At 66.7% G+C, this 21910-nt stretch carries 17 protein-coding genes, 1 pseudogene and 2 riboswitches; of the genes and pseudogenes, 5 read left to right on the plus strand and 13 right to left on the minus strand.

Annotated features, from left to right (window positions below; genetic code table 11):
- From metF to ltrA, 4 genes and pseudogenes are all read right to left on the minus strand, one after another.
- Positions 1–831 carry a methylenetetrahydrofolate reductase [NAD(P)H] gene (gene metF, locus E5S69_RS07775; RefSeq protein ID WP_171514418.1) on the minus strand — a complete coding sequence of 277 codons (831 nt, stop codon included), beginning with the start codon at positions 829–831 and terminating at the stop codon, positions 1–3.
- A gap of 40 nt (positions 832–871) precedes the next feature.
- Positions 872–1222 (minus strand): phage holin family protein, encoded by a 351-nt coding sequence (locus E5S69_RS07780; protein ID WP_012351530.1) that lies wholly within the window; start codon positions 1220–1222, stop codon positions 872–874.
- A gap of 172 nt (positions 1223–1394) precedes the next feature.
- Entirely contained in the window at positions 1395–2813 is a 1419-nt protein-coding gene (gene ahcY, locus E5S69_RS07785) for an adenosylhomocysteinase (RefSeq protein ID WP_171514419.1), read from the minus strand.
- Positions 2814–2935: 122 nt separating this feature from the next.
- A riboswitch (S-adenosyl-L-homocysteine riboswitch) is annotated at positions 2936–3051 on the minus strand.
- 69 nt (positions 3052–3120) lie between these two features.
- Positions 3121–4838, minus strand: a pseudogene (ltrA, locus tag E5S69_RS07790) (group II intron reverse transcriptase/maturase).
- A 1189-nt stretch (positions 4839–6027) separates the two neighbouring features.
- Here ltrA and thiD point away from each other — a divergent pair.
- Both thiD and E5S69_RS07800 read left to right on the plus strand, forming a co-directional pair.
- A complete protein-coding gene (gene thiD, locus E5S69_RS07795) occupies positions 6028–6864 on the plus strand; it encodes a bifunctional hydroxymethylpyrimidine kinase/phosphomethylpyrimidine kinase (protein WP_171514420.1) in 837 nt (278 codons plus the stop codon).
- A gap of 5 nt (positions 6865–6869) precedes the next feature.
- Complete coding sequence (locus tag E5S69_RS07800; protein ID WP_171514421.1) at positions 6870–7304, plus strand: PGDYG domain-containing protein; 435 nt, start codon at positions 6870–6872, stop codon at positions 7302–7304.
- A 23-nt stretch (positions 7305–7327) separates the two neighbouring features.
- Here the strand turns inward: E5S69_RS07800 and E5S69_RS07805 are convergent, their stop codons facing one another.
- The 7 genes from E5S69_RS07805 to thiC form a co-directional block, all read right to left on the minus strand.
- Positions 7328–7777: a PaaI family thioesterase gene (locus E5S69_RS07805; protein ID WP_171514422.1), complete on the minus strand. Its 450-nt coding sequence runs from the start codon at positions 7775–7777 to the stop codon at positions 7328–7330.
- Positions 7778–7924: 147 nt separating this feature from the next.
- Complete coding sequence (locus tag E5S69_RS07810; RefSeq protein ID WP_171514423.1) at positions 7925–8431, minus strand: GNAT family N-acetyltransferase; 507 nt, start codon at positions 8429–8431, stop codon at positions 7925–7927.
- A gap of 7 nt (positions 8432–8438) precedes the next feature.
- Positions 8439–9575, minus strand: coding sequence for a thiamine phosphate synthase (locus E5S69_RS07815; protein ID WP_171514424.1), 1137 nt, complete (start codon positions 9573–9575; stop codon positions 8439–8441).
- On the minus strand, positions 9572–10408 hold the full coding sequence (locus tag E5S69_RS07820) for a thiazole synthase (RefSeq protein WP_171514425.1): 837 nt from the start codon (positions 10406–10408) through the stop codon (positions 9572–9574). The genes E5S69_RS07815 and E5S69_RS07820 overlap by 4 nt, the downstream gene beginning before the upstream one ends.
- 4 nt (positions 10409–10412) lie before the next feature.
- Positions 10413–10610, minus strand: a complete 198-nt coding sequence (gene thiS, locus E5S69_RS07825; protein ID WP_012351522.1) for a sulfur carrier protein ThiS — start codon at positions 10608–10610, stop codon at positions 10413–10415.
- 12 nt (positions 10611–10622) lie between these two features.
- A complete protein-coding gene (locus tag E5S69_RS07830) occupies positions 10623–11813 on the minus strand; it encodes an FAD-dependent oxidoreductase (RefSeq protein WP_171514426.1) in 1191 nt (396 codons plus the stop codon).
- Between the two features lie 134 nt (positions 11814–11947).
- Positions 11948–13828 (minus strand): phosphomethylpyrimidine synthase ThiC, encoded by a 1881-nt coding sequence (gene thiC, locus E5S69_RS07835; protein WP_171514427.1) that lies wholly within the window; start codon positions 13826–13828, stop codon positions 11948–11950.
- Between the two features lie 101 nt (positions 13829–13929).
- Positions 13930–14031: riboswitch (TPP riboswitch) on the minus strand.
- 199 nt (positions 14032–14230) lie between these two features.
- On the opposite strand from thiC, the gene E5S69_RS07840 reads away from it, so the two are divergent.
- Complete coding sequence (locus E5S69_RS07840; RefSeq protein WP_171514428.1) at positions 14231–15901, plus strand: acyl-CoA dehydrogenase family protein; 1671 nt, start codon at positions 14231–14233, stop codon at positions 15899–15901.
- On the opposite strand, the gene E5S69_RS07845 is transcribed toward E5S69_RS07840, so the two are convergent.
- A complete protein-coding gene (locus E5S69_RS07845) occupies positions 15898–17577 on the minus strand; it encodes a GMC family oxidoreductase (protein WP_171514429.1) in 1680 nt (559 codons plus the stop codon). The genes E5S69_RS07840 and E5S69_RS07845 overlap by 4 nt on opposite strands.
- Before the next feature lie 281 nt (positions 17578–17858).
- On the opposite strand from E5S69_RS07845, the gene E5S69_RS07850 reads away from it, so the two are divergent.
- Positions 17859–19262 (plus strand): coniferyl aldehyde dehydrogenase, encoded by a 1404-nt coding sequence (locus E5S69_RS07850; RefSeq protein ID WP_171514430.1) that lies wholly within the window; start codon positions 17859–17861, stop codon positions 19260–19262.
- 1 nt (position 19263) lies between these two features.
- Here the strand turns inward: E5S69_RS07850 and E5S69_RS07855 are convergent, their stop codons facing one another.
- On the minus strand, positions 19264–20208 hold the full coding sequence (locus tag E5S69_RS07855; protein WP_171514431.1) for a Kdo hydroxylase family protein: 945 nt from the start codon (positions 20206–20208) through the stop codon (positions 19264–19266).
- Positions 20209–20550: 342 nt separating this feature from the next.
- Here E5S69_RS07855 and E5S69_RS07860 point away from each other — a divergent pair, with 342 nt between their 5' ends.
- Positions 20551–21576, plus strand: coding sequence for an IS110 family transposase (locus E5S69_RS07860; protein WP_423766615.1), 1026 nt, complete (start codon positions 20551–20553; stop codon positions 21574–21576).
- Positions 21577–21910: the final 334 nt, after the last annotated feature.

Below are 21910 nucleotides of genomic sequence, written 5' to 3' on the forward strand. Positions count from 1 at the left end.
TTACAGCTTCAGCCGCTGCCAGATCGCCTTGGTCGCGCCGGCCGCGTTGAGCGTGTAGAAGTGCAGCCCCGGCACGCCCGCGGCCAGCAGCCGCTCGCACAGCCCCGTGACCACATCCAGCCCGAAGGCGCGGATCGACTCACGGTCGTCGCCGAAGCTTTCCAGGCGCTTGGCCACCCAGCGCGGCACTTCGGCGCCGCACATCTCGGAGAAGCGCATCAACTGCGAGTAATTGGTGATCGGCATGATGCCCGGCACGATCGGCACCTCGACGCCGAGCGCGCGCACATCGTCGACAAAGCGGAAGTACGCGTCGGCGTTGTAGAAGTACTGGGTGATTGCCGAGTCGGCACCGGCCTTGACCTTGCGCACGAAGTTGTCGAGGTCATGGCGCGGCGATTTCGCCTGCGGGTGGTACTCGGGGTAGGCAGCCACCTCGATATTGAACCAGTCGCCGGTCTCGGCACGGATGAACTCCACCAGCTCGTTGGCGTAGCGGAATTCGCCGATCTCGCCCATGCCCGACGGCATGTCGCCGCGCAGCGCGACGATATGGCGGATGCCGCCATCGCGGTACTGCTGCAGGATCGCGCGGATGCTCTCGCGCGACGAGCCCACGCACGACAGGTGCGGCGCGGCCTCGATGCCTTCGCGCTGGATTTCCAGCACGGCGTCAAGCGTGCCCTGCTGCGTGGTGCCGCCGGCGCCGAACGTCACCGAGATGTACTTGGGCTTGAGCGGTGCCAGCTGCGCACGCGTGTTGCGCAGCTTCTCGGTGCCCTCCGCCGTCTTGGGCGGGAAGAATTCAAAGCTGAAGTAGCGGTCTTGCATGATGGTGGCGCGCCGCGTTGGCGCGGCGCGCGAAATAGTGTCAGTCGTCGCGGTTGCCCAGCAGCAGGCTGGCCAGCAGCCACGAGATCACGCTGTACAGGATCGAGCCCAGCAAGGCCGCCCAGAAGCCGCCGACGGTAAAGCCCGACAGCAGGTTGCCGACGAACAGGAACAGCAGCGCGTTGATGACGAAGATAAACAGCCCCAGCGTCAGCAGCGTCACCGGCAGCGTCAGGATCACCAGGATCGGACGGATCAGCGTATTGACCAGCCCCAGCACCAGCGCCGCCAGCATTGCCGAGCCGAAGCTCTTGATGTGGATCGACGGGATGATGTACGGCAAGACGAACAGCGCAACGGCGTTGATGATCCAGACGACCAGTAGTCTCATGACGGCTCCTTGGTTGGCGTGGTTGCTCCCCTCTCCCATTTATGGGAGAGGGGTCGGGGGAGAGGGCCGGCGCATCTCGATGCGATATGCCTTGCTTCGTGGCAGCGCCTGCCCTCTCCCCCAGCCCCTCTCCCGCACGCGGGAGAGGGGAGTGGCGGCCTTCCCGCGCGCATCAATAGCGGTAGTGATCCGCCTTGTACGGGCCTTCCTTCTTCACGCCGATATACGCGGCCTGCTGCTCGGTCAGCTCGGTCAGTTGCGCATTCAGCTTGCGCAGCTGCAGGCGCGCGACCTTCTCGTCCAGGTGCTTGGGCAGCGTATAGACGCCGACCGGGTACTTGCCGCTGTCGCGCTCCTGCCAGAGCTCGATCTGCGCGATGGTCTGGTTGGCGAACGAGCTGCTCATCACGTACGACGGGTGGCCGGTGGCGCAGCCCAGGTTCACCAGGCGGCCCTTGGCCAGGATGATCAGCTTCTTGCCGTCGGGGAACTTGACGTGGTCGACCTGCGGCTTGATCTCGTCCCATTCGTACTTCTCGATCGAGGCGATGTCGATCTCGTTGTCGAAGTGGCCGATGTTGCAGACGATGGCCTGGTCCTTCATCTTCGCCATGTGCTCATGGGTGATGACGTGGTAGTTGCCGGTGCAGGTGACGAAGATATCGCCATGCTCGGCGGCGTAGTCCATGGTGACCACGCGATAGCCTTCCATCGCGGCCTGCAGCGCGCAGATCGGGTCGATCTCGGTGACCCACACCTGCGCCGACAGCGCCCGCAGCGCCTGCGCGCTGCCCTTGCCCACGTCGCCGTAGCCGGCCACGACGGCGATCTTGCCGGCGATCATCACGTCGGTGGCGCGCTTGATGCCGTCCACCAGCGATTCGCGGCAGCCGTACAGGTTGTCGAACTTGCTCTTGGTGACCGAATCGTTGACGTTGATGGCCGGGAACTTGAGCTCGCCCTTCTGCGCCATCTGGTACAGGCGGTGCACGCCGGTCGTGGTTTCCTCGGTCACGCCGCGGATGGCGGCCAGGTTGCGGCTGTACCACGACGGATCCTTGGCCAGCTTTTCCTTGATCGCGGCAAACAGGAAGGTCTCTTCCTCGCTGCCGGGGTTGGCGATCAGCGACGCATCCTGCTCGGCCTTGGCGCCCAGGTGCAGCAGCAGCGTGGCGTCGCCGCCGTCGTCGAGGATCATGTTGGGCGTGCCGCCGTCGGCCCAGTCGAAGATGCGGTGCGTGAAGTCCCAGTATTCCTTCAGCGACTCACCCTTGAACGCGAACACCGGCGTGCCGCCCGCGGCGATCGCGGCGGCGGCGTGGTCCTGCGTCGAGAAGATGTTGCACGAGGCCCAGCGCACATCGGCGCCCAGCGCCTGGAGCGTCTCGATCAGCACGGCGGTCTGGATCGTCATGTGCAGCGAGCCGGCGATGCGCGCGCCCTTGAGCGGCTGCGCCGCGGCGAATTCATCGCGGATCGCCATCAGGCCGGGCATCTCGGTCTCGGCGATGGCTATTTCCTTGCGGCCCCAGCCGGCCAGGTTGATGTCGGCGACGAGGTAATCTTGCTTGAGGTCGGTCACGGCGTTCATGTTTCACTCCCGGTGAAGAGTGGCACGCAGGTGACGAGTACGGGGATCTGGCGGCCGTGGCATGGCGCTCGGGCACATGCAAAGCACGCGGATAGGTCGACTCGCCTCCGTGCGAAACCACGGATCAGCGAGCGCCGTTGAAGACAGTCCGAGCCTGGCGGATGGCATGGGGCGGCTGTGCCGCCGGCCGCGCGATGTGCTGCGCTGGCCTCCATCCGTTGCAACGCTCCTCGGGAGGGTAGGAGTATACCATCGCTGGTGACACTCCCCCCTAAGAACCGTACGTGCGGGTTTCCCCGCATACGGCTCAAGCCTCAACAAAGTGATCGAATAAATCGAACACCGGCTTCACAACGGTTCTACCGTGGTGGTGAACTTGAACATGGCAACCCGGATGCACCAGCACTCGGTTTCCTAGAGCGTCGGAACCGCCAAGAACGCGCGGCACGATGTGGTGATCATCCCACCCCGTCTCTTTGGTCATTTTGCACTGACACAACGCACATAGACCCCGCTGGGACATATACAGCCTGATCCACTGCTTACGGTGCGACATGCTTTGCAGCATGCGCTCCTGTCGCAGTTTTTCCCCATACATTTCCCAGATCGGATCAAAAGGATTGAATTCCCCCTTGACCTTCGCGTGCCTCCTGATCGGCGTGCCCGCGAGCGGGTATAGCTCCAACCAGAATGGATTGCCCTTTTTATCCACGGTTGTGGTACCAAACACCCAGTTCCGATTGCCGATGGTTACGAAATACCGCTTGCGTACCCAGTCAGCGTTCTTACCTCGATGTCGCCGCTTTGCCCACCTCCACAGAGCCTGAAAAACCATGCGCTCCATCCTGGTGAACATTGCCTTCGCTACCACTGGACTGTGATATTGCGCCCAGCCCCTTAGCATCGGATTCAGCAGTCGGATCAGATCCTCTTGCTTTCTTCCCTTCATGGCACTGATGACTCCTTTGACCTTGCGGTAGAACGCTTGCGCGTTTTTCTTGCTCGGCTTGATAAGCAGTTTTCCCGAGTACTTCCGGAAATTCCACCCAAGGAAATCAAAGCCTTCGGCGATATTGACGATCCGCGTTTTCTCCGTCGATAGTGTCAGCCCCCTAACAGCGAGGAACTGCTCCACCCACGGCTTCACTTCGTATTCCAAGACCTCCGGTGTGTTACCGGTGATCACGAAGTCGTCCGCATAGCGCACAACATTTACCTTGTGCCTTCGTAGGTTGTGGGCCCCTAACTTCGCCTTGAGGGCGGTGGTCAGTTGCTGTTCCAACCCGTTCAGCGCCACATTTGCCAGAGTTGGGGAAATGATGCCCCCCTGTGGTGTTCCGGCGTCGGTCGCCTGAAACTGGCCTTGAAATACCACGCCAGCTTTTAGCCATTTCCTAAGGATGGCTTTGTCCATTGGGACATTGCGCTCCAACCAGTCATATGGTCAAAGCACCCCTTGATATCCGCCTCCAGCACCCATTGGGCCGAAACCTTCTGGGATAGGGAGGCGAATAGCTGGCTCATGGCATCCGCAGTAGACCGATTGATCCGAAACCCATACGAGTTCGGATCGCTCGTTCCTTCGGACACCGGTTCCAGCGCCAGCAGATACAACGCTTGCATGGCTCGGTCCAACATGGTCGGAATGCCCAGGGGGCGCTTCTTACCGTTGGCTTTGGGAATGTAGACCCTCCTTAATGGCAGTGGCCTGTACCCCCGGCGCTTCAACTGCCCGATGGCTTCCCACCGGACTTCAGGCGTTTCCCACGTTACGCGATCGACTCCCGCCGTCCGCGCACCTTGGTTCATCGTCACTCGCCGTACCGCCGATGCCTTGGCGGAGAACGAGCGGGTCAAGGATCTTTGCAGGGCTTTCGCCCGACGCCAATCCTTTTCCTGTGTTGCCTTCGCAATTCGAATCTGCATTACTCGAACGTTCCGCTCTATGCGGCGCCAATCGATGTCGCCCCACTTCTGCGGTACGCCGGAAGGCGCAGATTCATCCTCGCGGATCAATGCTTCCATGCTGCCCTCCTATCTTGAGGATCTTCCCCAACATCGAGAGACAACATGCCCCTTGCGGGACAAGTTGTCCCACAAGGGAAGAAAAGTTAAACAAGCGAGTTCAGTCAGTCGTCTTGCGACGAGTAGACCAGTCGGAAGTCTGCCCGCTTTCGCGTGGGATGATGTTTCAATCCCTATCCGGATCATTACAACCCGGCATTCGCTTTTTCCAACCTCCCATACCCGCACAGCCGACAGCGTTCCTTGCGGTTCGCCTGCCTGAGCCAAACGGCACTCGGGCAGCCATACGGGCTTACCACGTTCCCCACGCGTTACACGACTGGGTTAGGACCTGCCTCTTCGCCGATGGCTTAACGACGACGTACTCCGACCACTCAGCGGAGTATCCAGCCACGTACCTTTTGGTGAGTGCCTATCATCAGCTTTGGCACCGTAATACTCACGACGTTTATCAGCAGTTCACATGTGTTGCCCATACCAGCCAGCCTAGCTCCTCAACCGATGCTGCTTCGGTTTGCTGCCTACGGACCTCACGATCCATTGGCACCCTTACGGGGGCTACATTGTCAGGGAAGCTTCACACCCCACCGTTACCAGTGACGCATGTCCCCCTAGGCTACCGCTAGTCGCATAGCGGGTTCTCTATCAAGGCGCCCTCGCGGGCGTGCTCGACCGAACCATAACGCGTAGAGCTTACGCTCCGGGCCTCAGTCCTTACTTATGTGCTCCCGTAAAGGCGAGCGCTTACCGACGTGCAAGCGCAGTGGCTGCAGTCGGTCCAAGACGCGATGCCGACCCGATGGGTCGGTTTAAATCGTGTGGCAGTTATGCAACAGAGACGAGCGCAGACGCCTTCCCGCTGGGAAAGTGTCAAGGCGAATTCGCCCAAAGGCGAGCGTCCCCGCCTTGGGCGATGGCTGGCTGTTGACCAGCAAAAGCAAGCTACAATCCCTACCGAAAATCCGGCAGGCATTGCACCGATTGACTTACCTCACCTTGCGGCTCGGCGTGTCTAAGCAAGAAATGGTTGGGGTTGGACGGTGTCAGCCGAGGCCGTCACCTTGTCCCAACAAAGGTCGATGCTCCTTACGTTGGAGCTACCCGGACACGAGAGTGCGTGTCGCACGAGTGGCGGTATTGTAGCGTGCCCGGGCGCCTTGCGCACCGGCCCTCCTTGATTTCCGCACAGATGATCCCAACGCCACCCCGCACCCTGACCATCGCCGGCTCTGACTCCGGCGGCGGCGCCGGCATCCAGGCCGACCTGAAGACCTTTTCCGCGCTGGGCTGCTTCGGCATGAGCGCGATCACCGCGATCACCGCGCAGAACACGCTGGGCGTGACTGGCGTGCATGCGATTCCGGCCGAGATGGTAGCCGCGCAGATCGATGCGGTCGCCGGCGATATCGGCGTGGACGCGGCCAAGACCGGCATGCTGGGGACCGCCGCCATCGTCGAGGCCGTGGCCGCCGCCGCGGACCGGCATGGCATCCGCAAGCTGGTGGTCGATCCGGTGATGATCTCGACCTCGGGCGCGACGCTGTCCGACGACGCGACCACGCAGGCCATGGTGCGGCTGCTGTTCCCGCGCGCGCTGCTGGTCACGCCCAACCTGCCCGAGGCGTCCTACCTGCTGGGCCGAAGGATTGCGCGCCGCGCCGACATGGAACACGCCGCCGCCGACCTGATCGCGATGGGCTGCCCGGCGGTGCTGCTCAAGGGCGGCCACCTGGAGGACGATGGCGCGGCCGGCATCGCCGGCGGGCTGGACGACCTGCTGATGCTCAGGGACGGCACCGTGCGCGTGTTCACGCATCCACGCGTCGAGACCCGGAACCTGCATGGCACCGGCTGCACGCTGGCGGCGGCGATTGCCGCGCAACTGGCGCGCGGCGACGCGCTCGAGGCGGCCGTGGGCACCGCGCTGGACTATGTGGCGCAGGCCATCGCCGCCGGCGCGGGGTTGCGCCTTGGCGCCGGCAACGGCCCGCTGAACCATGCCTTCGCGCCGCGCGTGCTGGGTTGAACGATATGAAACTGCTAGCCGATATCGACCTGCGCAGCGATCCCGCAGCCGCGTTCTACCTCAAGCATGAAGTCGTCGACGTGGTGTTCGCCACGGCAGCGGGCGAGCTGATCAGCCGCGAAGGCCCCAACCGCTACCAGCCCGGCGATGCGCTGGTCACCAGCGCCACTGGCGACCGCTGGTGCGTATCGCGCGATCGCTTCGATCCCAAGTACGAAGCCATCCCGCCGCTGGCACACGGCCAGGACGGCGCCTACCGCAACAAGCCGGTCCCGGTGCTGGCGCGCCAGATGGGCGAGCCCTTCAGCATCGAACGCAGCGCCGGTGGCGACGTGCTGCACGGCAAGCCGGGCGACTGGCTGATGCAATACGCGCCCGGCGACTATGGCATCACCGAGCGCGCGCGGTTTGAACAGGTGTACCGGCCGCTGCAGGACTGAACGGCCGGGTTTTCACGCAGGAATCAGTTGCCGCCGCTGGACAGCGGCACCAGCTTGAACGCCGCCCGTGCCACGCACACCACGTTGCCGTCGGCATCCTTCACTTCCCCCTCGCAGAACGCAATGCGCGCGCCGCGACGCAGGCAGCGCGCTTCCAGCGTCAGCTCGCCGCGCGCGGCGGCCAGGAAATGGGTCGACATGTCGATGGTGATCACGCCCGTCTCGGTGGGCGCATGCGAGCGTGCCGCGCCGCTCAGCGTGAAATCCAGCGTCGCCATCAGCGTGCCGCCGTGCACGTCGCCGCGGCTGTTCACCAGTTGCGGGTGCGCCGGCAGCCGCGTGCGGCAGTAGCCCTCTTCGATCAACTCCGGCTGCAGGCCGAAATAACGCATCAGCGGCACGTCGATGCCGAAATAGGGCTTTTCGGACGTGCCGGGGGCGGCGGGGACGATGGTGGGGAGCTGGGTCGACATGGTGGGCGCTGCGGGAGGGTTGGCGGGGAATGCTGCCCGACATCATAGCGGTGGGTCCGGTCCGGCTCCCGCGGCTGGGCGAATGTCGCACAAATCTTGTCCCCGGAAAGCCGCCGTAGCTCGCGCCGAGGGAACCAGGCTGCCCTCTCAGAACTCCTGCCGCATCGCCACGCGCTGCCGCAATCCCGCGGCGCGCTGTGCCGCCAGCGCCTCCGCCAGCAACGGACACAGCTCGCCGTCCTCCAGCCGCCGGAACCCCATCGAGGCATAGAACGGCGCATTCCAGGGTAAATGCGCGAAGGTGGTCAGGTTCAGCGTGCGCAGGCCGTTCGCCCGCGCCCAGCCCTGCACGGTCCCGACCAGCGCGCGCCCGATACCGCGCCGGCCATGGTCCGGATGCACGTCCATTTCATCGAGATAGCCGCAGGCGCCATTGCGGCTGGCCAGTGCGAAGCCGGCGATTTCGCCCGCACGCTCGGCCACCCACAACCGCCCTTCGCGCTGCGCGGCGGCCAGCGCCGAGTCCGGCGTGCTGACCAGGCGCAGCAGCGCCGGCAGGTCGCCCTCTGGGAACAGCGCCGCCGCGGCCAGTTCGATGTCAGGCAGCCGCGGCAGGTCAGCCACGGCCGCCAGGCGAATGCGCGGCGCGGGCATGGCGCGCTCAGTTGGCCGGGAACAAGCTGACGAGGCGGGCCACCGCGGCCGGCACGTCGTCGGCTTCGGTGACGGCGCGCACCACGGCGGCGCTGCCCACGCCCACGGCCAGCACCTCGCGCATATTCGTCGCGTTGACGCCGCCGATGCCCACCAGCGATGGGATCACCGGCTGCATCAGCTTTACGTAGGCGCGGAAGCGGCCCATGCCCTGCGGCTGGGTCGGCATCACCTTGGTGGTGGTCGGGAAGATCGCGCCCAGCGCCAGGTAGCTGGGGCGGACCGCCGCGACGCGCAGCATCTCGGCGTAACCATGCGTGGACACGCCCAGCCGCAGCCCGGATGCGCGGATCGCATCGAGGTCGGCGTCAGCGAGATCTTCCTGGCCCAGGTGGATGCCGTAGATGCCGCTCTGCTCGCCGCCGTGGGCCGCGCGATAGTCGATCGCGGCCTGCCAGTGGTCGTTGATGAACAGGCGCGACGACGAGCCCCGCATGGCCTCGGCCGCGCGCGCGATCTCGGCACGCACCGCGGCCGGATCCTCGGACTTGAAGCGCAGCTGTACCGTCGGCACCTTCAGCGGCGCCAGGCGCTCGATCCACTCGGCGCTCGGCACCACCACGTACAGGCCCAGCGCGGGGCACGGCGCGAACGGCTCGACGGCCTGCTCCGGCGCCACCAGCGCGGCATGGCGCACGCGCGGGAAGCGCGCGAAGTCGGACGGCCAGTCGGCCGAGCCCGGGGCCCAGGCGCGCGCCAGCACCAGGGCGTCATGCGCGGGGAAATGCAGCGACAAACTCGCCAGCAGCACCGCGACGAACGCGGCCGAATGCGGCTGGTCGCTGTCCGCAGCAACCGAAAACACCCACGTGCCCATCGGCGAGCGCACCGTGTCGATCCACTGGCCGCCTTCGCGGTCGGTCTCGATCAGGGTGGCGCCGCTGGCGGCGACGCGCGCGATGACTGCCTCGGTGGCTTCGCCGTCGGACAGCAGCACGTCGTGCGCGCCCGGCTGCGCAGGCGCATCTTCAAGACGCCAGGCCTGCCACGGCTGGTCATCGACGCCGAAGGTCTCGCCATAGTGTTCCAGCACCGCCGCGCGCAGCGGACCATCGCTGGGGGCGTGGACGGGGCGGCGGGTCATGCGCGCTGCTCCGTGTGGTCGGCGTGCCAGAACGGCATGCCGACCACCGGGGTGCTGGCCTGCGCGATTTCGCGCTCGGGCATCGGCCCGGCCAGGTAGGCGGTGCGGCCCGCCGCCACGGCCTGCGCGAAGGCACGCGCCATGTCGACCGGGTAGGCGGCCTGCGCCACTGCGGTGTTGAGCAGCACGCCGTCGTAGCCCCACTCCAGCACCTGCGCCGCGTGCGACGGCAGCCCCAGGCCGGCGTCAACGATCAGCGGGGTGTCCGGCAGGCGCTCGCGCAGCACGCGCATCGCATGCGGATTGACCGCGCCACGGCCGGTGCCGATCGGCGCGGCCCACGGCATCAGCGCCTGGCAGCCGACGTCGAGCAGCCGGCGGCATAGCACCAGGTCCTCGGTACAGTACGGCAGCACCTTGAAGCCTTCCTTGATCAGGGTCTCGGCCACGGCCGGCAGGTTGAGCGTATCGGGCTGCAGCGTGTAGTCGTCGCCGATCAGCTCGAGCTTGATCCACGGCGTCTCGAACACCTCGCGCGCCATCATCGCGGTGGTGATGACTTCCTGCGCGGTGAAGCAGCCGGCGGTGTTGGGCAGCACCGGCACGTTCAGCGCCTTCAGCATCTGCCAGAACGCCTGGCCGCCCTCGCCGTCGCCCACCGCTCCCTGGCGGCGCAGCGCGACAGTGATCATGGCCGGCATGGAGGCCTGCACGGCCGCTTCCAGCGTGGCCGGCGACGGATAGCGCGCGGTTCCCAGCAGCAGGCGCGAGCCGAACGACTCGCCATACAGCACGAACGGGTCGCGCAGGGTTTCGGAAGGTTCGAAGGTCATGGGGTCAGCCTCCCGTCACGGGTTGCACGAGGTCGATGCGGTCGCCGGCCGCAAGGGGGGTGTTGGCATGCGCGGCGCGCGGCACGAACTGGCCGTTGACCGCCGCGGCAAAGGGAGGCGCGATCTGCGCCGCGCTCACCGCGTCCGCCAGCGTGGCGGATTCGGCAAGGGCGAGCGGTCGGCCGTTGAGCAGGATATCCATGTCAGTCTTGCGTTAGTGCAGCAGCCCGGAGTGCGCGCGCATCGCGGCCGCCGGCGCTTCCGTCACGGCTTCGATCATGCCGGGCCAGCGCAGCGCGGCAGGCACCGCGTGGGCGGCAGGATCGTCCTTGAGCAACGCGCTCACCACCGCGCACGCGGCCTCGGTCACCGCCGGTGCAATCAGGAAGCCGTGGCGGTACAGGCCGTTGACGCGTACCACACGCGCCTGCTGGTCGACGCGGATCGCCGGCAGGTGGTCGGGCCGCGTGGGGCGGCGCTGCACATTCAGCTCGAGCACGCGCGCCTCGCCGAAAGCGGGATGCAGCGAGTGCGCCGCCGACAGCAGCTCCAGCGCGGAACGCACGCTCATCGGCGAATCGTCCTCGCTTTCCAGCTCGGTCGCGCCGATCACGTACAGGTCGTTGGGCTTGGGAGCAATATAGATCGGGTAGCGCGGATGCAGCAGCCGCACCGGCCGGTGCAGCTTCACGTCGGGCGCATGCACGCGCACCACTTCGCCGCGCAGCCCGCGCAGCCCGGGCGTGGTGCCGCCGGGCTGCGCCGGCCACGCCGCGCGCGCGCCCAGGCCGCGGCAATCGAGCACCACGTCGGCGCGGATGCCCAGCGTTGGCAGCGTGTTGGCTTCCACTTCCCCAGCCTCCCAGACGCAATGCACGCCTTCGCTGACCGCGCACGACAGCAGGGCGCGCAGCGCGCCGCGGTTGTCGAGCTGGCCTTCGCCGGCCAGCAGCAGGCCCTGCGGGAAGCGGCCCGCCAGCGCGGGCTCGGCCTCGCCGACGCCCGCGGCATCGAGCGCACGCAGCCGCTTTGCCACCAGCTCGGGCGGCGCCACGGCGCGCACGCGGCTGGTGAACAGCGACATCTCGGCGCGGTCGCGCGCGTGCCACACCACCAGCGTGCCGTCTTCCTGGAAGAAGACCGGATCAGGCAGTTCGGCCAGCCAAGCGCGCCACAGGTCGACACTGGCGACGCCGAGGTCGACGATGCGGCGCTCGGCGATGGCCGACTCGGCCAGCGGCGCCAGCATGGCCGCGGCCACATAGGCGGCAGAGCCCGCGCCGTCCGGGCCGGCCCGCTCCACCAGCGCCACGCGGGCGCCGCTGCGGACCAGCAACCAGGCGGCCAGGCGGCCGGCAAGGCCGGCCCCGAGGATGGCGACGTCAAACGACTGCACTGCTGTCATGAGGGTGTTGTGCCGGACGCGCCGTTGCGGCCGCGTCCGGCCTCCTTGTTATCGGTGCCGCCGCGCGGGGCGCTGCGCGGCGGCGGATCTTGCGCGGGCACGGGTTGCGAGGCCATGCCCGTACTGCGGTTGCCTTACGAGTAGATCTTGCTGCCCTTCTTCAGGAACTCGATCGACTTTTCTTCCATGCCCTGCTGTGCTTCCTTGGGCAGCGAGGCCGCGTAGTCGCGCACTTCCTGCGTGATCTTCATCGAGCAGAATTTCGGCCCGCACATCGAGCAGAAGTGGGCTATCTTGGCGCCTTCGGCCGGCAGCGTGGCGTCGTGGTACGAACGCGCGCGCTCCGGGTCCAGGCCCAGGTTGAACTGGTCTTCCCAGCGGAACTCGAAGCGTGCCTTGGACAGCGCGTTGTCGCGCAGCTGCGCGCCGGGCCAGCCCTTGGCAAGGTCAGCGGCGTGGGCGGCGATCTTGTAGGTGATGATGCCCTCGCGCACGTCTTCCTTGTCCGGCAGGCCCAGGTGCTCCTTGGGCGTGACGTAGCACAGCATGGCCGTGCCCATCCAGCCGATATTGGCCGCGCCAATGCCGCTGGTGATGTGGTCGTAGCCGGGGGCGATGTCCGTCACCAGCGGTCCCAGGGTATAGAACGGCGCCTCGTAGCAGTGCTTGAGTTCTTCGTCCATGTTGGCCTGGATGCGCTGCAGCGGCACGTGGCCCGGGCCTTCGATCATCACCTGCACGTCGTGCTTCCATGCCTTGGCGGTCAGCTCGCCAAGCGTGCGCAGTTCGCCGAACTGGGCGTCATCGTTGGAGTCAGCGATGCAGCCCGGACGCAGGCCGTCGCCGAGGCTGAACGAGACGTCGTAGGCCTTCATGATCTCGCAGATCTCGTCGAAGTGCGTGTACAGGAAGTTTTCCTTGTGATGCGCCAGGCACCACTTGGCCATGATCGAGCCGCCGCGCGAGACGATGCCCGTGACACGGTCGGCGGTGAGCGGCACGTAGCGCAGCAGCACACCGGCGTGGATGGTGAAGTAGTCCACGCCCTGCTCGGCCTGCTCGATCAGCGTGTCGCGGAACATTTCCCAGGTCAGGTCCCCGGCGATGCCGCCGGTCTTGTCCAGCGCCTGGTAGATCGGTACCGTGCCGATCGGCACCGGCGAGTTGCGCAGGATCCATTCACGGGTTTCGTGGATATGCTTGCCGGTGGACAGGTCCATGATGGTGTCGGCGCCCCAGCGGATCGACCACACCATCTTTTCCACTTCCTCGGCCAGCGACGAGGTCACCGCCGAATTGCCCAGGTTGCCGTTGATCTTGACGCGGAAATTGCGCCCGATCGCCATCGGCTCCAGCTCGGTGTGGTTGATGTTGGCGGGAATGATCGCGCGGCCGGTGGCAATCTCGTTGCGCACGAATTCCGGCGTGATGTCTTCCGGACGCAGCGGCAGGCCGGCGCCCAGCGCATTGCCGGGATGCTGGCGCAGCAGCGCCTTGTATTCGGGCTTGTCGTACAGGGCCTGCAGGTTCAGCGATTCGCGCAGCGCGACGTATTCCATCTCGGGCGTGATAATGCCCTTGCGCGCATAGTGCATCTGGGACACGTTGGCGCCGGCCTTGGCGCGGCGCGGGTTGGTCAGCTGGGCAAAGCGCAGGTGCGCGGTGGCCGGGTCGTTGGCGCGGTCGCGGCCGTATTCCGACGACAGGCCGGGCAGCACTTCGGTGTCGCCGCGCTCTTCGATCCACTTGGCGCGCACCGCCGGCAGGCCGGCCTTCAGGTCGATGTGCACGTCCGGGTCGCTGTATGGGCCCGAAGTGTCGTAGACCGGGATCGGCGGATTGGGCATGTCGCCCTTTTCCGTGCGCGTCGAGGTCTGCAGGATGGTTCGCAGCGGCACGCGGAGATCCGGACGGCTGCCGGTCAGGTAGGTCTTGCTCGAAGCCGGGTAGGCGAATTTCTGGTCGAGATCGCTTTCGAGCGATTCGAAGGATGCAGCGGGGGCAGTACGGGCCATGGGTGTCGTCCTCTCTCTTGCGGGGTGGACGAAACCAGGAGCCCTGTGAGCGCTGCCGGCGGCTTGGAGGCCTGGGCGGCGAGTCCCGGAGGGACTAGAGGCTTGGTCTTGCTGAAACTTCCCACGCCGGTACTAACCGGATCGGGTTCGAAGGGACTCTCTCAGCCGCACGGCCCATCCGTACGGCACCCCTGTTTCATCCAACGGGGTGAATTTAAGCACAGAGCCCCGATGGGCGCCAGTGCCAGTTCACTACGGTTGGTGGTGCCACAGCTGTGCAAAAAGGTATCGAATCGCGCATTCTGCATCGCAAAAAGCGCTTCAGGCGGACAACCCGGCACTCGAACGCCCGCCACGTGCTCTACCATGCAAGCAAACGGCAAGCCCGATCCAGGAGACATCATGACTGACGCCGCCACCCACCGCGTCTTCAACCAGGTGCCGGATCTCGCGCACTACAACCTGTTCGACAGCGACCCCACGGTGCGGTCCGCGCTGGAGCGCCTGAGCGGCGGCTGGCATGCCGACGCGCTGCGGCAATTCGGCGCGCGGCTGGGCGAGCCGGAAGTGCAGCAATGGGCCGCGGATGCCAACCGCCATACGCCGGAGCTGCGCACCCACAGCCGCACCGGCGAGCGCATCGACACGGTCGAGTTCCACCCCGGCTGGCACGCGCTGCTGGGGCTGCTGCGCGGCCAGCAGTTGCAGGCCCTGCCCTTCGCGCAACCGCGCGCCGGCGCCTGGGCCGCGCGCACGGCGGGGTACTTCCTGCAGGCACAGGTGGAATCGGGTTCGCTATGCCCGCCCACCATGACCTTCGCCAGCATCCCCGTGCTGCGCAAGGAAACCGCGCTGTTCGCCGAGCTGGAACCGCGCCTGTATGCCACGGAGCATGATGCGCGCGACCTCCCGTGGCGCAGCAAGACCGCAGTCATGATCGGCATGGGCATGACCGAAAAGCAGGGGGGCTCCGACGTGCGCGCCAACACCACGGTGGCGCGCCCGGTGCGCGGCGAAGGCCGCGGCGCGGAGTACGTGCTGACCGGCCACAAGTGGTTCTTCTCCGCGCCGATGTGCGATGCGCACCTGGTGGTGGCGCGCATGGGCGCCGAGGACGGCCCGCTGTCGTGCTTCTTCGTGCCGCGTTTCCGCGACGACGGCAGCAGGAACGCGGTGCAGATCCAGCGGCTCAAGGACAAGCTGGGCAACCGCTCCAATGCCAGCAGCGAAGTCGAGTTCCGCGACGCCGCCGGCATCCTGATCGGCGAGGAAGGACGCGGCATCCCCACCATCATCGAGATGGCGACCAATACGCGGCTCGACTGCGTGATCGGCAGCTCGGCCATCCTGCGCGCGGCGTTCGTGCAGGCGCTGCACCATGCGCGCCACCGCAGCGCGTTCGGCCGGCAGCTGGTCGACCAGCCGCTGATGCGCAATGTGCTGGCGGACCTGGCGCTGGAATCCGAAGCGGCCACGCTGCTGATGATGGAGCTGGGCCACGCCTTCGAGCATGCCGAGGGCGACCACCCCGACCCGCTCGCCGCGGCCTGGAAACGCGTGGTCACGCCCGCGGCCAAGTTCTGGATCTGCAAGCGCACCCTCGAAGCCACCGGCGAAGCGATGGAAGTCTGGGGCGGCAACGGCTATGTCGAGGAAGGCCCGATGGCGCGGCTGTACCGCGAGGCGCCGGTCAATTCGATCTGGGAAGGCTCGGGCAACATCATGTGCCTGGACGTGCTGCGCGCGCTGCAGCGCAATCCGGACGATGGCGCGCGCCTGCTGCAGGACCTGGCGCGCCGTGCCGGCGGCCATCCCGCAGTGCGCGCCGAACTGGCCTCGCTGCAGGCCATGCTGCGCGAGACTGCCGACCACCTGGAAGCCAATGCACGCCGCTTTGCGCAGGGCCTGGTGCTGACTGCGCAGGCGGCGCTGATGCTGGCGCATGCCGACCCCGCGAACGCCGAGCTGTTCGTCGCCAGCCGGCTCGGGCGGCAGCACGGCCGTGTGTTCGGCACGCTCGATGCGGATGCCGACGCGCTCGGGCGGGTCGCGTCGCGCGGCTTCGAGGGCTAGGCCTCCATCGACTCCAGCACCCGCAGCATCACCCGTGGCGCATAGCGGATCAGGTCGTGCGCGCGCTCGCCGATCATGATCGCGGGCGCGTTGGTGTTGCCGCCGATCAGCGTCGGCATCACCGAGGCATCGACCACGCGCAGGCCCTCGACGCCGCGCACGCGCAGCTGCGGGTCCACCACTGCCATCGCATCCATGCCCATGCGGCAGGTGCCGACCGCGTGGTAGATGGTGTCGGCGCGCGCGCGGATCAACGCGCGCACGGCGGCATCGTCGCTGCCATCGGCACGCAGGCCGGCCGTATAGAGTTCGCGCCCGCCAAAGCACGCCAACTGCGGCTGCGACAGGATGCTGCGCACGATGCGCACGCCGGCCACCATGTCGTCGAGGTCGCGCCCGTCGCTCAGGTACTTCGGATCGATCAGCGGCGCTCGCCGGATATCGGCCGCGGCCAGGCGGACCTCGCCGCGGCTGCGCGGGCGCAGCAGGCAGACATGGCAGGAATAGCCATGGCCGACATTCAGCTTGCGCATATGGTCGTCCGCCAGGCCGACCACGAAATGCAGCTGCAGGTCGGGCTCGGGCAGTGCCGGGTGGCTGCGCACGAAGCCGCCCGCCTCGGCGAAGTTGCTCGACATCATGCCGGCGCGCTCGCGCCGGTAGCGCAGCATTTCGGACAGCAGCCGCGCCAGGCCGCCGAACGATACCCCGAACAGTTCGGGCACGGCGGTGCGCTTGTGCAGCACCACGTCGAGATGATCCTGCAGGTTGGCGCCCACGCCGGGCAGGTCATGCACCACGCCGATGCCGTGTTCGCGCAGGTGCGCGGCGGGACCGACGCCCGAGACCATCAGCAGCTGCGGCGAGCCGAACGTGCCCGCGCACACGATCACGTCGCGACGCGCGCGCAGCAGCTGCTGGCGGCCGTCACGCAGCACCAGTACCCCGGTGGCGTGGCGGCCTTCGAAGACGATGCGCAGGGCTTGCGTGTCGGTCAGCACGTGCAACCGCGCACGGCCGCCATTGCAGGCGCGGTCGCGCACGTTGCCGCCGTGCAGGTAGGCACGCGCGGCATTCCAGCGTTCGCCGGCGTGTTGCGTGACCTGGTACCAGCCGATGCCTTCCTGCTCTTCACCGTTGAAATCGTCGTTGCGCGGATAGCCAGCCTGCTGCGCGGCCTCGATGAAGCGCTCGGCGAACGGGTTGGGCGTGCGCAGGTCGCTGACATGGAGCGGGCCATTGCCGCCATGCAGCGGGTCTTCGTCGCTGCCCGCCAGGCGCTCGTTGCATTCGGCGCGGCGGAAGTACGGCAGCACGTCGTCCCAGGACCAGCCATCGCAGCCGGCGTCGGCCCAGGCATCGTAGTCGGCGGGCCGGCCGCGCGTGTAGATCATGGCATTGATCGACGAGCAGCCGCCCAGCCCGCGCCCGCGCGGCTGGTAGCCGCGGCGGCCGTTCAGGCCCGGCTGCGGCACGGTCTGGAAGCCGTAGTTGCGTGCGCCCGCGCGCGGCAGCATCGCGGCCAGCCCGGCGGGTGTGCGCACCAGCACATGGTGGTCGTGGTGCCCGGCCTCGACCAGGGCGATGGTGTCGTCGCCGCTGTCGGCCAGGCGCCCCGCCAGCGCACAGCCCGCCGAGCCCGCGCCGACGATGACGTAGTCATAGGTGGTTTCCATCTGTCTCCCCGCGATTCCGCAGGCGGCGCGCATGCGCAAGCCGGGCTGCGCCGGCGCGCGCGCCCTGTCCGTCCAGCGGATGGCAAGCCGTGAGCTTCAGTGTAGGCGCTGGCTGCGCTGGCTCAAGAACTGGAGGAGGTTGGCGGCAACGAAATGCGCGGGCGCGACGGACAGGCGTTTGAATTGCCCATCTGGTAAGAAGCTTCCATTGTCTTGGCCGGCGCGCTGCCTTAGCGTGCGCGATGGTGCGCGAATGTGCGCGGAAATCCAGGAGCGCAGCCATGCGAGAAGTCCCCGACCTGTCGTCCGTCTTCGGTGCGATGCATGCCGCCTCGCGGCGCGACCAGCTGCCCGCCTGGACCGTGCGTGCCGACCGCCTCCAGCGCCTGCGTCGCCTGGTGACCGAAAACCAGGCCGAAATTGCCGCGGCGATCCACGCGGATTTCACCAACCGTCCGCGTCAGGAAACCGCGCTGCTGGAGGTGTTCCCCAGCCTTGCCGGCATCGACGATGCCCTGCGCCACGGCAAGCGCTGGATGCGCGTGCGCCGCGCCGCCACCGGCTTCTGGTTCCGCCCCGGCCGCTCGCGCCTGGTGCCGCAGCCGCTCGGCGTGGTGGGCATCGTGGTGCCCTGGAACTACCCGCTGTACCTGACCATCGGGCCGCTCGCCGGCGCGCTGGCCGCAGGCAATCGCGCCATGGTGAAGCTGTCGGAATACACGCCGCGCTTCGCGGCGCTGTTCGCACAGATGGTGCCGCAGCACTTCGCCCCGGACGAGATCGTGGTGGTCAACGGCGATGCCGAAGTGGGCAGCGCCTTCACCGCGCTGCCGTTCGACCACCTGCTGTTCACGGGCTCGACCGCGGTGGGCCACCATGTGATGCGCGCGGCGGCCGCCAACCTGACGCCGGTGACGCTGGAGCTGGGTGGCAAGTCCCCTGCCATCATCGGCGCCGGCGCTGACCTGGAGCGCGCGGTGGAGCGCATCCTGGTGGGCAAGCTGATGAACGCGGGGCAAACCTGCATCGCGCCGGATTATGTGCTGGTGCCGGAGGACTTGCGGGGGCAGCTGGTGGAAGCGGCGCGCCGCTGCGTCGGCCGGCTCTACCCGGACCTGGCACGCAACACGGACTACACCAGCATCATCAGCCCGCGGCATTTCGCGCGGCTGGCGGGTTTGGTCGACGAGGCCGCGGCCCAGGGCGCCACCGTGGTGCCGCTGTCCGATGCACAGCCGGACGCGCAGGCACGGCGCCTGCCGCCGGTGCTGCTGCTGGATGTGCCAGAGGAGGTGACCGCCCTGCGCGAGGAGATCTTCGGGCCGGTGCTGCCGGTGGTGACCTACCGCACGCTCGACGAGGCGGTGGATTACATCAACGCCCGCCCGCGCCCGCTCGCACTGTACCTGTTCGAACGCGACCGCGGCGCCATCGGCCATGTGATGAAGCAGACCGTCGCCGGCGGCGTTACCGTCAACGACACCCTGTTCCATATCGCCCAGGACGGCCTGCCGTTCGGCGGCGTCGGCGCCAGCGGCATGGGCGCGTATCACGGGCAGGCGGGCTTCGACACGTTCTCGAAGGTGAAGCCCGTGTTCCATCAGGCCAGCCTCAACGGCGCCGGCCTGCTCAAGCCGCCTTACGGCAAGACCTTCGAAACGATGCTGCGCTTGCTGCTGCGCTGAGTCAGGAAACCAGCATCGGCCGCCCGAGCATGCGCGCCAGCACTGCCTCGGGCGAATGGGTGTGGTCCGAAATCGCCTGCGGCGCCAGGTAAATGGTCTGCTCCATCATCGCGCGCCCGCGCATGGCGGCATGCAGCAGCTGGTCGCTGAACACGATCCAGGTCGCACCCGGCGGAAAGTGGAATTCCTGCTGCGGCACGTTGGCCTGGTAGTCCAGGTCGGCCTTGGCCAGGTCATGCAGCTGCAGCATGCGGTGGTCGTATTCCGAGCGGCGGCGCTTGGTGATATGCAGCAGCTTCATCAACGCCGCCTGCCCCGGCCACATGCCGTGGGTCTTGGGCACGAACTTGCGCGCAAAGTCGCCGAACGGCTCGCCCACCCGCCACACGCGCGGCGCGGCCGGGTCGATATTGTGGAACACGCGCAACAGGCGCTTGCCCAGCATCGGGTTGGACGGGAACGAATCGACGTGCAAGCGGGTGTCGTCCTTGCGCCAGCTGACCGGGCGTCCGGCAATTTCGCTGGGCCGCAGGGAGGTGCCGGCGCGCGTCATGTGCGGGGTGTATTCCGGGAACAGCGTGCGCACCAGGGTTTCGCTGCTGTCGGCGTAGCGGCGGATCAGCGTGTAGAGGTCGGCCAGGTCCTGCGCGCTGCCCTGCGCGCCGCGCACCGCGGTGTCGTCGGCGCGCAGGTTGATGTTCTTGGACTTGCCGTCGGAATAGCGGCTGTCCAGGAAGCGCTCTTCGCCCGGCTGGAAATGGAACTGCAGGTTGGGGAAATACAGTACCGCGCCCTGCTCCAGCTCGCGGCGCAGTGTGGCGCGTTCCTCCGGGGTGACCTGGGGAGCCCAGTCGGTGTAGGGCTGCGAGCGGATCAGGTCGAGCTTGCCCTGGGATGGGGAGCTGGTCGGCTCGGTGGCAGTGGCAATGGCTGGTGCAGCGGGCATGGAAGTCCTCTGGGGATGGGCCCCGGGAAGGAATTTTTTGTCAGCGCGGGAGGCTGGGTTGGGGTGGATTTTACTACTGTGGGGAAGGGTTTCTGAGGTGGGTGCTGCTTGTGACATGCTGTCGGCTTTTGGACCGCCTGGTTCCGCCCTGCTGGGCGGGTCACTTTTTGGCCGAGCGCCAAAAAGATGGAATGAACGCGCCCCGGCCCCTCGATCCAAGGCGCAGGTAGTTCAGTTGTGCATCTGGGGAACGTGAGAAGGCGGCGGCCCCCCCATCACGAAACGGCATCGATGTGCCAGAGTGGGAGTGTCAGCAACCACGCGAGGATGGAGGGACCCGAGATGAATACTACGACTTACGGCCTCGACATTGCAAAGACTGTCTTCCAGCTTTACTGGGTCGAGCCTTCCGGCAAGTATTTCAATCGCCGCTTCAACCGTGTGAAGCTGATCGAGTTCCTGGCCAAGCGCGAGCCGGGACGGGTAGCGCTGGAAGCGTGCGCGAGCGCGCATTGGTGGGCCCGTCAGTTGCAGAGCTTGGGCCATAAGCCGGTACTGCTGCACGCGCGCTACGTGCGACCGTTCGTGCAGACCAATAAAACCGATGCGGCCGATGCAAAGGCGATCTGGACCGCAGCGCAGCAGCCGGGCATGCGCGAGGTGGCGCCAAAATCCGAAACCCAGCAGTGCGTGCTTGCGGTGCATGCCATGCGTTCGCTGCGCATCAAGATGCGAACGATGCTGGTCAACCAGTTGCGAGGCATGCTTGTTGAATTCGGCATCCACTTCCGGCGCGGCCGCCGGGCGGGGCTGGACGACATGGTGCAACGTCTGTCGGACATCGAGTCTCGCGTACCGCCGACGCTATTCGAGGCCGTGCACCAGCAATTGCACAGCCTGGAGAGTTTGGACCGTGAGATTGCCGAGTACGACCGTCAGATCACTGCCTGGGGCCGTCAGGATCGCGCCTGTCAGGTCATCAGCGCCATCCCCGGGATTGGCATGCTCACGGCCACGGCACTGGTGGCGACGATCGGTGAAGCGCGCACGTTCAAGTCCGGGCGGCAACTGGCGGCATTCCTAGGTCTGGTGCCAAGGCAGACCGGCACCGGGGGCAAGGTCCGACTGGGTGGCATCAGCAAACGCGGCAATCCCTACCTGCGCACCTTACTCATCCACGGCGCACGGGCGGTGCTGAGCCATCTGCGGCGTAAGAACGAGGGCGGCTGGAGCCAGGCACTGGCCGAGAAACGCCCGACTAACGTGGTGGCGGTTGCCATGGCCAACAAGACGGTACGCACGGTCTGGGCCCTATTGGTCCATGAGCGGACTTATGACCGAGACTACGTCTCGGTCAGGCCTGCCTGATGGCAGGCTGAGCAAGCAAGGAAGAACCTGTCCACAGGTTGCGACGGTAATGTCAGCGTGATGGCAACACAGGTTGGACCGCGGGAGTGCAAGCCCAATTGGTTACTGGTGCGGCAAGCACGGCAAAAAGATAGGGACACTCCCGGCGAAATCCATCAGGGCCCGCAGGCTAGGCCTGCACCGCAAGGCCGGATATAAGTCTGCAGGGACCTGTCAGAAATTTTGTGTTTAGGGCATAACATGTCGCCAAGGAGCATGTATGCCACGCAAAACCAAGACGAGTCAGGCCGCCGACCGTGAGCTGCCGACCATCCCCGAGGACTTGATTGCCCAT

Source organism: Cupriavidus necator, assembly GCF_013141915.1.
GTDB classification, from domain to species: domain Bacteria; phylum Pseudomonadota; class Gammaproteobacteria; order Burkholderiales; family Burkholderiaceae; genus Cupriavidus; species Cupriavidus necator_B.

Coding starts and splice junctions, on each gene's coding strand:
- metF (WP_171514418.1), bottom strand. CDS start 831: ATGCAAGACCGCTACTTCAGCTTTGAATTCTTCCCGCCCAAGACGGCG.
- E5S69_RS07780 (WP_012351530.1), bottom strand. CDS start 1,222: ATGAGACTACTGGTCGTCTGGATCATCAACGCCGTTGCGCTGTTCGTC.
- ahcY (WP_171514419.1), bottom strand. CDS start 2,813: ATGAACGCCGTGACCGACCTCAAGCAAGATTACCTCGTCGCCGACATC.
- thiD (WP_171514420.1), top strand. CDS start 6,028: ATGATCCCAACGCCACCCCGCACCCTGACCATCGCCGGCTCTGACTCC.
- E5S69_RS07800 (WP_171514421.1), top strand. CDS start 6,870: ATGAAACTGCTAGCCGATATCGACCTGCGCAGCGATCCCGCAGCCGCG.
- E5S69_RS07805 (WP_171514422.1), bottom strand. CDS start 7,777: ATGTCGACCCAGCTCCCCACCATCGTCCCCGCCGCCCCCGGCACGTCC.
- E5S69_RS07810 (WP_171514423.1), bottom strand. CDS start 8,431: ATGCCCGCGCCGCGCATTCGCCTGGCGGCCGTGGCTGACCTGCCGCGG.
- E5S69_RS07815 (WP_171514424.1), bottom strand. CDS start 9,575: ATGACCCGCCGCCCCGTCCACGCCCCCAGCGATGGTCCGCTGCGCGCG.
- E5S69_RS07820 (WP_171514425.1), bottom strand. CDS start 10,408: ATGACCTTCGAACCTTCCGAAACCCTGCGCGACCCGTTCGTGCTGTAT.
- thiS (WP_012351522.1), bottom strand. CDS start 10,610: ATGGATATCCTGCTCAACGGCCGACCGCTCGCCCTTGCCGAATCCGCC.
- E5S69_RS07830 (WP_171514426.1), bottom strand. CDS start 11,813: ATGACAGCAGTGCAGTCGTTTGACGTCGCCATCCTCGGGGCCGGCCTT.
- thiC (WP_171514427.1), bottom strand. CDS start 13,828: ATGGCCCGTACTGCCCCCGCTGCATCCTTCGAATCGCTCGAAAGCGAT.
- E5S69_RS07840 (WP_171514428.1), top strand. CDS start 14,231: ATGACTGACGCCGCCACCCACCGCGTCTTCAACCAGGTGCCGGATCTC.
- E5S69_RS07845 (WP_171514429.1), bottom strand. CDS start 17,577: ATGGAAACCACCTATGACTACGTCATCGTCGGCGCGGGCTCGGCGGGC.
- E5S69_RS07850 (WP_171514430.1), top strand. CDS start 17,859: ATGCGAGAAGTCCCCGACCTGTCGTCCGTCTTCGGTGCGATGCATGCC.
- E5S69_RS07855 (WP_171514431.1), bottom strand. CDS start 20,208: ATGCCCGCTGCACCAGCCATTGCCACTGCCACCGAGCCGACCAGCTCC.
- E5S69_RS07860 (WP_423766615.1), top strand. CDS start 20,551: ATGAATACTACGACTTACGGCCTCGACATTGCAAAGACTGTCTTCCAG.